Source organism: Pollutimonas subterranea, from assembly GCF_002849655.1.
Classification (GTDB): Bacteria; Pseudomonadota; Gammaproteobacteria; order Burkholderiales; family Burkholderiaceae_B; genus Pollutimonas; species Pollutimonas subterranea.
This window is the reverse complement of sequence record NZ_PDNW01000032.1, coordinates 1-16,566: the sequence shown is the minus strand read 5'-3', so window position 1 is coordinate 16,566 and position 16,566 is coordinate 1. Positions and strand designations below refer to the sequence as shown.

Genomic DNA, 16,566 nt, shown 5'->3' with positions numbered 1-16,566 from the left:
CGAGCAGCGCCTCATCGGTCAGAATGTTGAAAAACTCCACCGCTTCGGTCGAACGTACTCGCCGCTCAATTCCCTTGCGGTGTTGCTGCTGACGGCTTCGAGCGTTACGATTCATGGTGGGCTGACCCTTGGCGAGATGGACGGTTGTGTGAGAACTCCCATCCTACCAAGCCTTGGGACGGCCCGCCCTCCTGTTTAATCAGTCACTTGGCCGTACGACCTCAACTTCTCGGGCGCTAAGTAAGTACCATTCGGCCTAATGGGACTGTCGCATGCCCTGCATGCCGAACTGCGATCACTGGGCATTAAAGTCTCGGCGATTATTGCGGGCGGCATGCGCACGCCCTTTCTCTTGGACCGGTTTCCCGATATAGACCAGGCTACGCTGCAGGATCCTCTGAATGTGGCCCGAGCCGTGAAATTCGTCTTGACGCAGCCGCCGGAAACCGTAATTCCCGAAGTCATGGTGCTTCCGATGAAAGAGACGTCCTGGCCATGACAGCAGCGATATTCCTGGACAAGGACGGGACATTGCTCGAAGACGTCCCGTATAACGTCGATCCGACAAAAATGGCCTTTGCGCCCGGAGCGCGAGCGGGGCTCGCACGACTGGGCCGGCTGGGCCTGCCCATTTATGTCGTCAGCAACCAGCCGGGGATTGCCATGGGCCGCTTTGCCCTGGACGACCTGGCGCCCATGGTGGCGCGATTGACCGACATGTTCACGCAAGCCGGAGCCGTGCTGGGCGGATTCTATTATTGCCCGCACCACCCCCGGGGAACGGTGACGAAGCACGCCACACTTTGTGATTGCCGCAAGCCGGCACCCGGCCTGCTGTTGCGTGCCGCGGCGGAGCACGCCATTGATCTGAACATGTCATGGTTCATTGGAGACATTCTGGACGATGTGGAAGCGGGGCGGACCGCAGGCTGCAACACCGTGCTGATCGACAATGGCAACGAGACTGAATGGATCATCAACGAGTGGCGCAAGCCACATCGCATGGCGCCCGACCTGGACGAAGCCACCGACTGGATACACCGCTGGTATTCAGATCGGCTGCAGCTCCGGCCGCGCGTAGGCATACAAGGTGAACGTGCATGACGACCCGGCATGATTGGCGCGATGCCAGGCGCATCCTGTGCGTACGTCTGGATAATATGGGCGATGTGCTGATGAGCACGCCGGCCATCTGCGCCTTGAAGGCAAGCCGTGCCGATGTAAGAATAAGCTTGATGGCTTCCCGGTCCGGCGCGCAGGTGGCCCCCTTCCTGCCCGATGTGGATGACACGATCGAGTACGACGCGGCGTGGGTGAAGAACGGCTCGCAAGGCAATGAGCAAGACATCGCCGCCATTCAGCAGCTTAGCCGCGGGCGATTCGATGCAGCCGTAATTTTCACCGTTTACAGCCAAAACGCCTTGCCCGCGGCGATGATGTGTCATCTGGCGGGTATCCCCTTGATTCTCGCGCATTCTCGCGAGAACCCGTATCGCTTGTTAAGCCATTGGGTTCGCGACACGGAACCTCAGCAAGGCATACGGCATGAGGTTCAGCGTCAATTGGATCTGGTGGCCTCGGTGGGGGCGCAAAGCAGCAACACCCGATTGTCTTTTCTTACCCGCCAGGCCGACCGGCATTCCATGCTGCAGGTGTTGCGCGCCAGTCAGGTATTGCAAAGCAATGGCTGGATTGTGGTGCATTGTGGCGCCACGGCGGAATCCCGTCGTTATGGGGCTAGCGGATTTTCAAGAGTGCTTTCCCTGCTGGACGCCGGCGGACGGGATGTATTACTGACCGGAAGCGAAAGCGAACGCAAACTTATCGACCAGATCATTGCAGGCAGCCAATCGACGAATAAGCGGGTGAATCTGGCTGGCCGCCTTAATCTTGGGCAACTGGGCTGCCTGATCCAGGATGCTTCGCTTCTTATTTCCAACAATACCGGGCCTGTGCATATTGCCGCGGCGGTACAAACGCCCGTGGTCGATCTGTATGCGTTGACCAACCCCCAGCATACGCCATGGCAGGTTGAGCATCGGCTGTTGTCGTGCGATGTTCCGTGCAAGTACTGCTACCGCAGCGTCTGCCCGCAAGGCCACAACGCGTGCCTTAACGGTATCGCTCCTGAAGAGGTCGTGCAGGCCGCATACGAATTGCTGGATAACAATCGCCAGGCGGCTCGGGTGCCACGCTCGAACGACAGCGCCACGAAGAGGGAAGGTATATGCACACACTAGGAATCAATGCGGCGTTTCACGACTGTGCAGCGGCGCTGGTCTGCGATGGAAGAGTGTTGGCCGCTGCCGAAGAGGAACGCTTTACACGTATCAAGCACGGCAAACGGCCTGTACCGTTTTCCACTTGGCAGCTGCCCTATAACGCCATCGACTATTGCCTGGGCGAAGCCGGGATCGACCTGCGTGACGTCGACCATATCGCTTACTCGTTTGCGCCTCGGCTGCTGCAGGACAGCCTCGCCCCGGACAAGAGCATTGCATTGCCGTTGGAGCCATCGGCGGCGGGTCATGGCGAGGGTGGCGGTTCGCCGTGGGACCCCTTGTTCCTGTCCTACATTGTCAACGCGCCGCGGCAACTGGCAGACGGAGCTCCGCACCATCTGCAAGGCCGCTTTGCCAGTGCGGGCCTGGATCACATTATGCGGCGGTGGCAATTCATCGAGCATCACTTAGCCCATGAAGCCAGCGCTTTCCTTGCCAGTCCTTATGAAGAGACGGCCGTTCTGACCATGGACGGACGCGGTGAACGGGCCTCGACGAGTTACGGCCACTTTGAGGGCGGTAAATATCGACGACTCAGGCAGATCGACCTGCCGCATTCGCTGGGTTTGCTCTACGAAGACGTGACCCGGTATCTGGGCTTCCTGCATTCCTCGGATGAGTACAAGGTGATGGCTTTGGCCTCGTATGGCAAGCCCGCCTATATGGAGGAGTTCCGGGAAATCCTCAGGGGCGATGGCGACGGCGGATATACGATGTCTCCACCTCGGCTCGAAGAGCGGTTTGGCGCGCCACGCAAGAAAGGCGAGGAATTCGAGGACAGGCACATGGACATCGCTCATTCCCTGCAACAGGTACTCGAGGAAACGATATTGGAGATGGCGCAATGGCTGCACAAGGAGACCGGTTCATCCAATCTTTGCATGGCGGGTGGCGTGGCACTCAACTGCGTGGCGAATGCACGGCTGGCCAGCGAGGGACCATTTCAGAATGTCTGGGTGCAGCCGGCCGCCGGCGATGCCGGCACGGCGCTGGGGGCGGCGCTTTGGCTTGATTTTGAACAACGGGGAAACGGCAGCCGGGATTGGAGCATGGACCACGCCTTCCTCGGGCCCGGCTACGCGGATGCCGATATCGAGGCGTTCCTGCGGCGCTCGCATGTTGCTTTCCGTCGATTGAAAAATGTCGCCGAGCAGGCCGCCGATCTGCTGGCGCAGGAAAAAATACTGGGCTGGTTCGAAGGACGCATGGAATTCGGCCCGCGCGCGCTGGGTGCCCGCTCGATTCTTGCTTCGCCACGCGACCCGGCTATGCAGGCACGCCTGAACGAGCTCAAGGACCGCGAAGATTTCCGGCCCGTGGCGCCGCTGGTGATCGAAGAGCAGGCGCAGGAATGGTTCGACGCCGGTGCCAAGGGAACGATCGATGCGCCGTTCATGCTCTTCGTATTCGACGTACTGAAAGACAAGGCAGATCTTATTCCGGCTGTATGCCACATTGATGGAACGGCGCGCGTGCAGACGGTGAACAGCAAGCAGCACGGGCTGTTGTATGACTTGTTGCGGGCATTCGAGGAACGAACCGGGGTGCCGGTGCTGGTCAACACTTCATTCAATACGCGTGGCGAGCCGGTGGTGTGCAGTCCACGGGATGCGCTTGAGTGTTTCTGGACATCGCCGCTGGACGCGCTGGTGATAGGAAGTTATTTGGTGGAGAAGCCGCGATGACAGGCTCGCCTCTGATATCGGTAGTGGTTCCGACGTACAAGCGTCCCGACTTGCTGGAGCGGTGCCTGGCGGCCTTGTTGAAGCAGAATCTACCGCGCGATGACTGGGAAATCCTGGTGTGTGACGATGGTCCGAGCGCGCAAACCCAGGCTCTGGTAGAACGCGTCGCCGAGCATGCGGGGGGGCGCCCGCCCGTGCGGTATCTCCCGGTAAGCAATACCCAGGGTCCGGCGGGAGCGCGCAATGTCGGCTGGCGCGCGGCGCGCGCACCTGTCATTGCCTTTACTGACGATGACACCATGCCCGAGCCCGGCTGGCTGAAGGCCGGTCTGGAGGCCATGGCGTCCGGTGTCGAGGCCGCCGTCGGCACCGTCCTGATGCCGTTGCCGGACGAGCCCGGCGACCTGGAGCGCGATGCAGCCAGACTGACCGAGGCCGAATTTGTCACGGCCAACTGCTTCGTCCGGCGCGATGCGCTTGATGCGGTGGGAGGCTTTGATGAACGCTTTACCCTGGCATGGCGCGAAGACTCGGACTTGCATTTTGCGTTGCTGGAGCGCGGATTCACCATTGCGCCCGCGCCGGCCGCCACGGTCGTCCATCCTTTGCGCCCCATGCCATTCGGCGCCAGCCTGGGCATGCAGAAAAAGGTGATGTTCGATGTCTTGCTTTACCGGAAATTTCCCGAGCTTTACCGGCAGCGCATACGGCCCGGTCCACCTTGGCTCTACCTGACGATTTGCGCCAGCTTGATGGCAGTATTGCTGGGCCTGCTGGCGGGCCGGTGGGAAGTGGCGGCAGCGGCCGCCGCAGCGTGGGCCTTGTTGACGACCTATTTTTTCATTCGGCGTCTCAGGCTCAGCGCGTGCACCTTGCGCAACGTCGCTGAAGTGCTGTTTACGTCGCTGTTCATTCCGCCCCTTTCGATATACTGGCGCGTCGTGGGTGCAGCCCGGTTCGGCGGAGGTTTGCCATGATGACAGAGGCGGGCATCTGGAGCCCCATCCCCCGCAGCATAGCCATATTCCGCGCGCTGAACCTGGGTGACCTGCTCTGCACCATACCCGCACTGCGCGCATTGCGCTTGTCATTGCCTGGCACGCGAATTACGCTAATAGGCCTGGCGAGTGCTATACCGGTAGTCGAACGATTCAACTCCTATGTTAACGAGCTGCTATTGTTTCCCGGCGACCCGGCTTTTCCGGAACAGGCGGCCCGCATGGACGAATTGCCGGAATTTTATCGCCGTGTACGCGATAGCGATTTCGATCTCATCCTGCAGATGCATGGTAGTGGCGCACAGTCCAATCAGATCGTCCAACGCATGGGTGCGCGTCGCTGGGCCGGCTTCGTTCCCGAAGCCAGTCAGCAGGAACCGGGGCGCCTAATGACATGGCCCCACCATTTGCCCGAAGTACACCGGTATCTGGCCTTGTTGTCCTATCTGGGCCTGCCGGCGTCGGACGATGCTCTTGAGTTTCCATTAAGCGATGATGACCACCGTGAGGCCGATGCGGCGGCGACCCATGCCGGTGTTGACCTTGATCGCACGATCTTCATTCATCCCGGAGCACGCATGCCGTCGCGACGTTGGCCGTTGGACCGGTTTGCCGATGTCATGCAAAGGCTGGCGGGGGAGGGGTGGCAGCTTGCCGTGACCGGCAGCCCCGATGAAACCGAGCTGGCCGCGAGCCTTATCCACCGCGCCCGCGTTCCGGCCGCAAACTTTTCAGGGAAAACGTCATTGGGCGGGCTGGTCGGCCTGTTGCAGCGTGGTCGCATGGTCATCTGCAATGACACGGGTATTTCGCACTTGGCCGCGGCCGTTCGTCTTCCCAGCGTCGTCATCGCCTCCGGTAGCGATGTGGCGCGCTGGGCTCCCCTGGATGCCGGCTTGCATCGTGTGCTGCATGCCCCGACGCCATGCCGGCCCTGTTCTTACTTCCAGTGCCCTATCGGACACCCGTGCGCGCTCGGTGTCAGCGTGGATCAGGTGATGGAAGAGGCGCAGTCGCAACTTGGAGCAATTCATGAATAGTGTGCAAGCGTCACGTGAACGTGTACTGGTAGCCGGCGGGGCGGGGTTTCTTGGATCGCATCTGTGCCGCCGCCTGCTGGATGAGGGTCATCATGTGATTTGCCTCGATAGTTTCCTGACAGGAACGCGTCGCAACATCTCGTCCATGACCGACCACCCTAATTTCCTGGTGCTGCGCCACGATGTTATCTCGCCGCTGACGTTCGATATCCGCCCCACCCAGATCTATAACCTGGCTTGCCCGGCATCGCCGCAACATTATCAGGCCGACCCCGTGCATACCCTGCGCACGTGCGTGAACGGTGCGTTCAACCTGCTGGAGTTTGCCCGAAAAACGGGGGCGCGCATCCTGCAGGCATCGACCAGTGAGGTATACGGCGATCCACATGTGCATCCACAGCCGGAAGGGTACCGGGGCAATGTGAACATTGTGGGCATACGCTCATGCTACGACGAGGGGAAACGCTGTGCAGAAACCTTGTTCTCGGACTATGGCCGATGCAAGCGCGTCCAGGTCAAAATAGCGCGTATTTTTAATACGTATGGGCCTTGCATGGCCAAGGGCGATGGAAGGGTAGTCTCGAATTTTATCGTTCAAGCCTTGAATGGCTCGAGCATGACGGTATACGGAGACGGAAGCCAGACGCGTGCGCTTTGCTATGTGGACGACATGATCGAGGGGCTGATGCGCTTGATGAACAGCGTAGACACCTTTCAGGGTCCGGTGAACCTCGGGTCGCCTCGCGAGAGCACAGTGCTGGATATTGCCTGCCGCATACGTCGCCTGGTCGGAACGGATTCGCCCATTGAATTCGAGCCCCTGCCATCCGATGATCCGGTGCAGCGGTGTCCCGACATATTGCTGGCGCGCCGGCACCTTGGCTGGGAGCCGAAAATCGATCTGGACACCGGGCTGCGGAAGACGATTGCCCACTTTTCCGAGTCTTTTAAGCTTGCGGAGTCTGATCGGGAATTTAGCGAAAATCTTCGAGCCGATTGTAAAGTGTCTTCGGGCTGATGCCGAGGGCCAATGCCGTGCGCCGCTTGTCGCCGGAATAGTGGTCGAGCGTGGCCATGATGACCGCACGCTGCGCGGAGCTTAGCGACGTACCTATGGGTATCTTCAGATAGCCTTGCTTGACCGAGGGCGCGGGCGTGCGAAATGCTGTGCCTATGGGCGCTACGTCGACAATGTCATCGGCCAGGATGAAGGCGCGCGTGATGCTGTTCTTGAGTTCACGGATATTGCCCGGCCAGTTGTAGTCTTCCAGTCGTTCCAGAGCCGTAGGCGAGAACACCTTGCTGGTTTTTTCCTGTTCGTTCAACTCGTCGAGAAATCGTTGCGATAAATAGGCGATGTCCGACTTGCGTTCGCGCAGGGGCGGTACACGTATGGGGAAGACCGCCAGGCGGTAAAGCAGGTCGGAGCGAAAACTGCCGCCCTGGACCAATTCTCTGGGGTCACGATTGGTGGCAGCGATAATGCGCAGATTGACGCTGATTTGTTCCGAACCGCCAACACGATGGTACTGCCCTGATTCAAGCACCCTTAATAATTGCACCTGCATCGTCAGGGGCATTTCGGTGATTTCGTCCAGGAAAAGCGTACCGGGGTGGGCTCTTTCGAAGCAGCCCATGGTGGTCGCCGACGCGCCCGTAAAGCTGCCTTTTTCGTGACCGAACAATTCGCTTTCCGCCAGGGACGGGCTGATTGCTCCGCAGTTTATGGCGACAAAGGGCGCGTCCCGCCGGGAGCTTCGATCGTGGACCGCGCGCGCGACGATCTCCTTGCCTGTGCCGCTTTCTCCGACAATGAGGACGCTTGCCTCGGTGGGCGCGGCCTTAACGATGGATCTTGCAAGCTCAAAGGCAGCCGGCGACCGGCCAAGGATTTTCGACGAAGGAATCATGGAAAAAGTCTAATCGTAAATGAATGCTTTCGGTACATTTTCGCATAATGTTTCTTATGATATGGAAGCTTACGTTTGGTTTCATGGAAACCGCGTACGATAAGCCTAATGCAGTTCTGTCTGGCGCCGATTGGCGCCTCCAAGAGGCCTCGCGATGCGCTTGAAAGCGGTGCGCGCGGATGCGAAGGCCCAGCAATCTTACTGAAGAAGCTACTATGCCGCATCTCCTGATCACTGATGATGAAGCTGCCATTCGAGACCTTATAGCCGATATTGCGATCGAAGAAGGCTACACGGTTGCGCAAGCTGCCGACATACGGCAGGCGCGCATCCAGATCGAACGGCAAAAACCCGATGTGATCTTGCTCGACATGCAATTACCCGATGGCGATGGGATCGAGTTCTGGTCCAACCTTGAGCTCCCCAACACCCAGGTGGTTTTTATTACGGGTTATTCCAGCGTCGACAGTGCCATCAAGGCTTTGCGCTGCGGAGCAGTCGATTATCTTTTGAAGCCGGTCAGCCTGCGTCGCCTGCGCGGCGTCCTGGCCGAGCTCAAGGCACTGTTACAGACGCAACCCACGCCCGGATCCACCGACTGGTTTGCAAAAATGGTCGGCAGTTCACGAGCCATGCAACTGTTGTGCGCACACATTGAAAAGGTTGCGCCCACCCAAGCCACCGTCTTGCTGGTTGGTGAAAGCGGGACCGGCAAGGAGCTGGCCGCGGAAGCCATTCACCTGGCCAGCCCCCGTCATCAAAAACCGTTCATGCCCGTAAATTGCGGAGCAATATCTCCCAACCTTATCGAGAGCGAATTATTCGGTCACGAGAAAGGCAGCTTTACCGGGGCCGACCGGCAGCACAAGGGCTACTTTGAGCGCGCTTCAGGCGGTACGCTTTTCCTGGATGAAATTACCGAGATGTCCATGGAACTGCAGGTTCGCCTGCTGCGCGTGCTGGAAACCGGACGCTTCATGCGGGTAGGAACGCACGAGGAAATTGCCGCCGATGTGCGTGTGGTTGCCGCGACCAACCGCAATCCCGAGCAGGCCGTAGCCAACGGTACGTTGCGCGAAGATTTATATCACCGCCTTAGTGTCTTCCCGCTCGAGCTGCCTCCGCTGCGGGACCGCGATAGCGACATATTGATATTGGCCGAGCATTTCCTGAGCAAGCTTAACGCCGAGGGCCAGACAAAAAAGACGTTTTCTCCAGAAGCGCTGAAAGCCATGAGCGAATATTCCTGGCCGGGCAACATCCGTGAACTGCGCAATTATGTGTACCGCAGCTATATTCTGGCCGACACGGTCATTCACGGCGATTTCAATACCTTCGAGCTTGAATCGCATTCAGCCGGTTGGGGGTCTGAAATAATGGTTCCGGTGGGAGTGCCGCTGGCCGATGCCAATAAGCAGCTGATCCTCGCCACGCTCAAGCAGTGCGGTGGTGTCAAAAAGGCTGCCGCCGAGATGCTCGGTATTAGCCTGAAAACACTCTATAACCGCCTGGAAGAATACGGTGCAACGGGCGACGTCGACGAGTCTTCTTCTTTCCGCTAGAGCATCTTCCGTCGAGGTGTTTACAAGGCTCGCTGCAGCGCGCAGACGTTGGGGACGGCTTTTCGTTCTTAATTCTTAAGAAAGGCGGGTGTGTCGAAGGCTGTTTCGGCTTCACGCGCTACGCCCTGGCGTTGCCAGGGTGCCCGTTTCGGTCAGCCCCATCGAGGCGCCCGCGGAACTCGCCCGGTCGGACCGGTGGTCCGACACCCGTCGGGCTCAGACAGCCGCGGCCTTGCCTCCTCGATGGCACTGACCGAAACGGCGTGCGCGAGGCGCCTGCACAGCCCCCGACACACCCGCCTTTTTGCATGAGCGAAGCTTGGACCAGCCTTCTAGCCACCGTGCGCCTCAAGCCGTGAGGCCGGCAAGTTTCCTATTGCGTAGTTGTACGAGGCGGGCGCGGAAACAAGCACGCTGTGCCGGACTGCCTCCATCCACTCCGTACAACGTCATCGGAGCAGACAGCGTCACTAAAGCAAAGTGCCGTAAACACTTGAACCAAAAATGTGCTAGCAGCTAATGCGCGACGGCACGGTATATGCTGAAGATGTCCAGTTTAATAGGACTGTGACTAACATGGAAACTCAGCAAGCGGGTCGCGCGACTATCGTCGTGCTCACACATAACCGGCGCATGCAAGTCCTGGGTACATTGGATTGTCTATGCCGTTTACCCGGGAAGTGGCCGATTGTCGTGGTCGACAACGGATCTACCGACGGCACGGCGAGGGCAATTGCATCCCGCTTTCCCTCCGTCATGCTGATTCGCGCGAAAAGGAATATGGGCGCGGCGGCACGCAACTTCGGTGTGGCTTACGCCCAGACTCCATACGTCGCCTTCTGCGATGACGACACGCAATGGGAGCCCGGCGCTCTTGAGCGTGCGATAACTCTTCTCGACAACAGCCCCTCGGTGGCGGTGGTCAGCGCGTGCGTCCAAGTGGGCGCCACCCGCAGGCCTGATCCGACCTGCCTGTCGATGGCGCAAAGCCCCTTGGCACGAGAGCAGTTGCCTGGACCGCAATTGCTGGGCTTCATGGCGGGCGCATGCGTCATGCGGACCAGCGCGTTCTACGAAGTGGGCGGGTACTGGCCGCCGTTCTTCATTGGCGGCGAGGAGGCACTGATGGCGCTGGACCTGGTTGAGCGGGGGTGGCGCATCGTGTATGCCGACGACGTGATAACCCGTCATTTTCCCTCCTTGAGCCGGGATACCCGTTTGCGCGAACGCTTGCTGATACGTAATGCTATTTGGGTGGCCTGGATGCGTCGGCCTTTTCGCGCTGCCTGGCACGAGACGAATGTGCAGTGGCGGGCCGCACGCGACAGGGGCATCGCATGGCCCACTATGGTGCAGATGGTATTGGGTTTGCCGCGCGCATTGCGATATAGGAAGGTCGTATCTCCGGCCGTCGAAAGCATGCGCGCCCTGCTGGATATTACGGCGGGTAGCCCGGGCACGCCGGTGTCCCAGAATCCGGATCGCAGGACGGCGTGATGGAACTTTAGGACGGGCTCGTCCACGGGCACGATGTTTGCTCCAGGGTTTGCCTACGGGCCTGTCGGCTGATTATTGGAGAACATTGTGGCGCTACGAATTCTGGCTGTTACTTCCGAGGCGTTTCCTCTTGCAAAGACCGGTGGTCTGGGCGATGCGGTCAGCGGATTGGCCATGTCTGTCCAAGAAAGTGGCGTACAAGTGACCTTGTTGCTGCCTGCCTACCGCTCAACGATGGCCCATGTAAACCAGGTGTCCGTCATTTCGGAGCTGGCCGGCCTGCCGGGCGGCGATGCAACGTTGCAGGCAGCGTATTGTCCTGAGCTGGGCATGCCGGTCTTGCTGCTGAAAAACGACGCCTTGTACGAGCGTGACGGATATTACGTGGATCCCGACGGGCTGGAATACAGCGATAACGCCTTACGCTTTGCGGCGTTGTCGCATGCCGCCGCGCGCGTCGCGCAGGGGGTGGAAGGGGTGCTGCGTCCTCATATTGTGCATGCCCACGACTGGCACACCGCCTTGACGCCATTATTGATGCACCAGATGAAGGTCACGGACGTCAAGACAGTACTTACTTTGCACAACGTGGCGTTCCAAGGCGTATTTCCTATGGCTAATGCCGAAGCACTGGGCATTGCTCCACAGTATTGCACCGGCGACGGCATGGAGTTCTGGGGACAGCTCAATTTCTTGAAGGCGGGTATCCGGTACGCCGACCTGATTACCGTCGTCAGCCACAACTACGCTCGGGAAATACTGACGCCGCGTTTCGGTTGTGGATTGGAGGGCGTTCTTGCCTCGCGCGGCAGCGACCTTATTTCCATACCGAATGGCATAGACATCAAGCTTTGGAATCCACAGGCCGACCCCTATTTGCGAGGAAGGCCGTTCAGTGCCGATCACCTTGCCAACAAGGCATTGTGCAAGAGCGATCTGCAGCGCAGTTTTGGCTTGATCGAGAATCCGCGCGCATCCTTGATGGCGATGGGCAGTCGGCTGACCACGCAAAAAATGGCCGACCTCGCTGCCAGCGCGATTCCGATGGCGCTCGATGCCCATGCTGATCTGCAGGTCTGCGTAATGGGTATGGGCGACCACACGCTGGAGGCCCAACTCAGCCGGCTGGCGGAACGTTATCCGGGACGTTGCGGCGTTTACATTGGCTTCGATGAGGCGCACGCCCACTTGTTGCATGCGGGGGCGGACATGTTGTTGCATGGAAGCCGGTTTGAGCCTTTCGGACTGACTCCGCTGTACTCGATGCGTTACGGCACCATCCCCATTGCATCCCGGGTGGGTGGAATGGCCGATACGATCATCGACCCGGGGGCGAACCTTCCCGCGGGCAGCATGCACGCTGCCACCGGTGTGCTCTTCGACGGCGAGAACCCCGGCGACATGGCGGCGGCTATTGATCGGGCAATGGGCTTGCGCCGCTATCCGGCCATTTGGCGCGCCATGCAAATGAACGGCATGAGGACCGATTTCGGTTGGGCCAAGACGGCTCCCGCTTATCTCAGTGCATATCAGTCCTTGTGCCCCACCGTTGCGCTCGAGCGGATCTCCGAACGGGCTCCTGAGCGGCGGCGGGCTTCGGCCGGATTTGGCAGCCAGGGGGTACGGGTCAATCCCGCGGTACTGGCTACGCGTGGCGGCTTGGCTGCCGGTACTGCCGGTAAATTGCAACGAATTCGCGAAGGCGTAGCCCTGGAGCCCGTGGGTCCGCGCCGAGCTTCAGCGGCGTGAAATCATGGCGAGAATCTATTACGTTTATCCTGAAACGGCGGCAGACATGGCCGGCCTCGATGGCACGCAGTGGTGGGATGTTGTCTGCAACAGGGCCAGTTCAATGGGGTTTGACAGCATACTGATACCACCGCCATGGTCAGGGGGCGAGCGACACCTGCATGGCGTTCCAGACGATCCGGACCGCAGTGCGCTCCACGGGTTTGACGGCGACGGGACGACAGAAACACTGGCCGCAATGGCCAGGCAATGCACCCGCCATAAGCTGATGCTCCTGATGGACCTGATGCTTGACCGGGTGCTGGCCGACGGTACGCTGGCAGCGTCTCATGCCGACTGGTACGAGACAGCCAGCGACACTGTGCTGGATCCGCGAGGTGAATTGCAAACCGGCTTGTTGCGCGTACGCGTGCACCAGGCACGAGTCAGTCCCGACCTGGTGTCATGGTGGGGCACGCGCTTGCAGGCGTGGGCGAAGGCCGGCGTAGCCGGATTCCGCTGTCTTGCTCCGGGTGTATTGCCGGCTGCCGACTGGAAGGAGCTGATCACGCAAGTACATCGGCAGTACCCTGAATGCAGTTTCATGGCATGGACGCCTGGCATGACGCCCGACCAGGTTGCACGATTGACGCCAGCCGGGTTCGAAACCACCTTTCTGTCCTTGCCATGGTGGGATTACCATTCATCCTGGCTGGTCGAAGAGCATGCCCGCCTGCGCGCGAATGCGTCGGTCATTGCGCCAATAGAAGACCCGGACAGCCGACAGGCTCAGTCGGCAAGCTGGCGCCAGCATGATTCCCAAATAGCGGTACGCACATTGTGGACAGCTGCTTTTGCCGGTGACGGAATGCTGATGCCCATGGGCTTCGAAGAGCTTGCCGGCGAGCACGCCGTAGCGGAAGCAAATCGATGGATCGCTCAAAAACAGGTGCACGGCGCCGCCTTGTCGATGTTGTCGGGTCCACTAGCGGACGTCACGGCGCTTTTTCGCAACGGGTCCGCTGCAAAGCTCCTGCTGGTCAATCCGGACGAAGCCAAGCCGGCAAATATCCAGTGGAGCGCCGTGCGGTCGCGTCTGCCGGATAGCTATACCGTGAGTAACGGAGTGGCGCAGAACCTCCCGGACACCTTGCCGCCGGCGGGCTGCAGCGTGTTGGTGGCCGTGCCTGCCTTGATGGTGAAAAAAACCGCGAATTCCGCCGGCGAGCAGCGCAAGAACATTACCGCGGCGCTACGCTCGCCCCGAATTGCCATAGAGAATATCAGTCCCGCGGTTAACCAGGGCCGCTTTCCGATCAAGCGTACCTTGGGCGATACCGTACGCGTCGAGGCCGATGTGCTGATGGATGGCCATGATCATATCGCGGCACAGTTGGTCTGGCGCGCGGCCGACGAAACCCAATGGCATACGACACCCATGGTGCACGCAGGCAACGACCGGTGGACGGCTCAGTTCGCGCCGCAACGCGTTGGCCCCCACCATTACCGCATTCAGGCGTGGTTCGACGAGTGGCGTACGTATACCGAGCAGCTGCGCAAGAAATCAGAGGCCGGCCAGAATGTCTCGTTGGAAGTTGAGGAAGGACGCCGGTTGGTCAGCGCAGCATTGGACCGGGCGCGAGACGACAAGCCGATTTCGGCGGACACGCTCGTTACGGCACTTGAGGCCATAGGCAAGCCGCAAAGCGTGGCAGCGCGGCCCAGGCGTCCTCGTGCGTCGAGCGGGCCCGCTGATAGAGGCGTGTCGGTGCCGCAGTGTGACCCCGCGCAAGTGCATGCCCTGTTGTCCGGGAATTTGGCCATCGCCATGCAGGCGGCCGATAACCGACCTTTCGAGACGGCCAGCGATATCCTTTTCCCGCTAATTGTTGAGCGGCGCCAAGCCTGCTTCGCCAGTTGGTATGAGTTGTTTCCGCGTTCGCAAAGCTCCCGCCCCGGCCAGCACGGCACCTTTGTCGATGTGATCGCACGCTTGCCGGCGATACGCGATATGGGTTTTGACGTTCTGTATTTTCCGCCGATCCACCCAATAGGCTTGCGCAATCGCAAGGGCAAGAACAATTCGCTGCAGGCAGGCCCGGATGATCCCGGCAGCCCCTATGCGATAGGATCCGCCGACGGTGGTCACGATGCCGTACATCCGGAATTGGGAACGCTGGATGATTTCCGCGAGCTGGTGACGGCGGCACAAGAGCACGGCCTCGAAATTGCCATGGACTTTGCCATACAGTGTTCGCCCGACCATCCCTGGCTTGCGGAACACCCGGAGTGGTTCGACTGGCGTGCGGACGGCAGTTTGCGTTATGCCGAGAATCCGCCCAAGCGCTACGAAGATATCGTGAATCCTGATTTCTACAGCGCCTTGGCGAGCGCTCCCCAGCAGGCCGCGTTATGGCGAGCCCTGCGCGATGCCGTGCTTTTTTGGGCGGATCAAGGAATACAGACGTTTCGCGTCGATAATCCGCACACCAAGCCATTGCCTTTCTGGGAGTGGCTTATTTCGGAGGTGCAGGGCGCGCATCCTGGCACGGTATTTCTTTCAGAGGCGTTCACGCGTCCGAAAATGATGTATCGCCTGGCCAAGGTAGGCTTCTCACAGTCATACACCTACTTCACCTGGCGCAATGCCAAGCAGGAGTTCACTGACTATCTGACCGAGCTCAATACGGCGCCCGTTGCCGACTTCTTCCGGCCCAACTTTTTCGTCAACACGCCCGATATCAATCCCTACTTCCTCCAGACCTCGGGGCGGCCGGGGTTCCTGATTCGAGCGGCGCTGGCCTGCACGACGTCAGGCTTATGGGGCATGTACAACGGGTTTGAGTTATGCGAGGCGAGGGCTGTTCCCGGCAAAGAGGAATACCAGGATTCCGAGAAGTACGAGATTCGTTCCTGGGACCTGGACCGTCCGGGCAATATCGTTGCCGAAATTACGCGCTTGAACCAGATTCGGCGCAGCAATCCCGCCCTGCAGACCCATTTGGGACTACGGTTTCACAAGATCGACAACGATCAGGTGCTGTTCTTCTCCAAGACTACGCCTGACCAGGACAATATCGTGCTCGTGGCGATCAGCCTGGACCCGCACGCACGGCAGGCGGGCATGCTGGAATTGCCTTTGTGGCAATGGGGCTTGCCGGATGACGGAGTGGTCTTCGTCCAGGACGTCTTCGACGATCACCGCTTTACCCTGCATGGAAAATATCACCACGTTGAGTTGACGCAAGAGCGTCCCTTTTTTGTGTGGCGCCTGGTGCGTCCGGGCTGACGTTTCTTTTGCGAGTGCCAGAAGGCGGGCGCGATGAATGAATTGGAAAGGGAAGCTCTATGGCTCGGTCAATAAAGAACAGAACAACGCAGCAGAATGAACCGCTTTGGTATAAGGATGCTGTCATATACCAATTGCACGTGAAGTCATTTTTTGACGCAAACAATGACGGCAAAGGTGATTTTCCGGGGCTGATTTCCAAGTTGGACTACATTGCGGAACTCGGCGTCAATACAGTGTGGCTGCTGCCTTTCTATCCATCGCCGCGCCTGGATGATGGCTATGACATTGCCGAATATCGCAACGTCCATGAGGACTATGGGACGCTGGCCGATGTAAAGAAATTCATACGTGAAGCGCATCAGCGTGGCTTGCGGGTGATTACCGAGCTGGTGGTGAACCATACTTCCGATCAGCATGCATGGTTCCAGCGCGCGCGCCGGGCTAACCCGGACTTTTCACCATGAGGCTTGCGGGAGTGATTTTTGCGCCTTGATCTGACCGAGTGCTGCGCCGGTCTGCTTGGGGGCGGCGTTGGAGGAGATTTTCAGCGCTGCGGACGCAATTTCCCCTAC

At 59.4% G+C, this 16,566-nt stretch carries 11 protein-coding genes and 2 pseudogenes; 12 read left to right on the top strand and 1 reads right to left on the bottom strand.

What is annotated here, in order from left to right; translation table 11 throughout:
• Nucleotides 1-250 precede the first annotated feature (250 nt).
• The 7 genes and pseudogenes from CR159_RS20520 to CR159_RS20490 all read left to right on the top strand — a co-directional run.
• A pseudogene (locus CR159_RS20520) lies at nt 251-499 on the top strand (SDR family oxidoreductase); the annotation flags it as partial.
• Nucleotides 496-1,104, top strand: a complete 609-nt coding sequence (locus CR159_RS20515) for a D-glycero-alpha-D-manno-heptose-1,7-bisphosphate 7-phosphatase (protein ID WP_102075807.1) — start codon at nt 496-498, stop codon at nt 1,102-1,104. The pseudogene CR159_RS20520 and the gene CR159_RS20515, both read left to right, overlap by 4 nt.
• Complete coding sequence (locus CR159_RS20510) at nt 1,101-2,240, top strand: glycosyltransferase family 9 protein (RefSeq protein ID WP_102075806.1); 1,140 nt, start codon at nt 1,101-1,103, stop codon at nt 2,238-2,240. The genes CR159_RS20515 and CR159_RS20510 overlap by 4 nt, the downstream gene beginning before the upstream one ends.
• Complete coding sequence (locus tag CR159_RS20505; protein WP_102075805.1) at nt 2,228-3,967, top strand: carbamoyltransferase family protein; 1,740 nt, start codon at nt 2,228-2,230, stop codon at nt 3,965-3,967. Before CR159_RS20510 ends, CR159_RS20505 begins: the two co-directional genes overlap by 13 nt.
• Nucleotides 3,964-4,944, top strand: a complete 981-nt coding sequence (locus CR159_RS20500) for a glycosyltransferase family 2 protein (RefSeq protein WP_102075804.1) — start codon at nt 3,964-3,966, stop codon at nt 4,942-4,944. Before CR159_RS20505 ends, CR159_RS20500 begins: the two co-directional genes overlap by 4 nt.
• A complete protein-coding gene (locus tag CR159_RS20495; RefSeq protein ID WP_233208435.1) occupies nt 4,941-6,005 on the top strand; it encodes a glycosyltransferase family 9 protein in 1,065 nt (354 codons plus the stop codon). Before CR159_RS20500 ends, CR159_RS20495 begins: the two co-directional genes overlap by 4 nt.
• Nucleotides 5,998-7,023: a UDP-glucuronic acid decarboxylase family protein gene (locus CR159_RS20490; protein WP_102075803.1), complete on the top strand. Its 1,026-nt coding sequence runs from the start codon at nt 5,998-6,000 to the stop codon at nt 7,021-7,023. The genes CR159_RS20495 and CR159_RS20490 overlap by 8 nt, the downstream gene beginning before the upstream one ends.
• Here the strand turns inward: CR159_RS20490 and CR159_RS20485 are convergent.
• The gene (locus tag CR159_RS20485; RefSeq protein WP_102075802.1) at nt 6,980-7,915 is read right to left on the bottom strand and encodes a sigma-54 interaction domain-containing protein; all 936 of its coding nucleotides are present in this window, start codon (nt 7,913-7,915) and stop codon (nt 6,980-6,982) included. The two genes, CR159_RS20490 and CR159_RS20485, sit on opposite strands and share 44 nt — an antisense overlap.
• A 215-nt stretch (nt 7,916-8,130) precedes the next feature.
• Between CR159_RS20485 and CR159_RS20480 the strand changes: the two genes are divergently transcribed.
• The 5 genes and pseudogenes from CR159_RS20480 to CR159_RS20460 form a co-directional block, all read left to right on the top strand.
• Nucleotides 8,131-9,477, top strand: coding sequence for a sigma-54-dependent transcriptional regulator (locus tag CR159_RS20480; protein WP_102075801.1), 1,347 nt, complete (start codon nt 8,131-8,133; stop codon nt 9,475-9,477).
• 519 nt (nt 9,478-9,996) lie between these two features.
• The gene (locus CR159_RS20475) at nt 9,997-10,974 is read left to right on the top strand and encodes a glycosyltransferase family 2 protein (protein ID WP_500796522.1); all 978 of its coding nucleotides are present in this window, start codon (nt 9,997-9,999) and stop codon (nt 10,972-10,974) included.
• 84 nt (nt 10,975-11,058) lie between these two features.
• Nucleotides 11,059-12,723 carry a glycogen synthase GlgA gene (gene glgA / locus CR159_RS20470; RefSeq protein WP_439650593.1) on the top strand — a complete coding sequence of 555 codons (1,665 nt, stop codon included), beginning with the start codon at nt 11,059-11,061 and terminating at the stop codon, nt 12,721-12,723.
• A 4-nt stretch (nt 12,724-12,727) separates the two neighbouring features.
• Nucleotides 12,728-15,991: an alpha-1,4-glucan--maltose-1-phosphate maltosyltransferase gene (locus tag CR159_RS20465; protein WP_102075798.1), complete on the top strand. Its 3,264-nt coding sequence runs from the start codon at nt 12,728-12,730 to the stop codon at nt 15,989-15,991.
• Between the two features lie 95 nt (nt 15,992-16,086).
• Nucleotides 16,087-16,443, top strand: a pseudogene (locus CR159_RS20460) (alpha-amylase family glycosyl hydrolase); the annotation flags it as partial.
• Between the last annotated feature and the right edge of the window lie 123 nt (nt 16,444-16,566).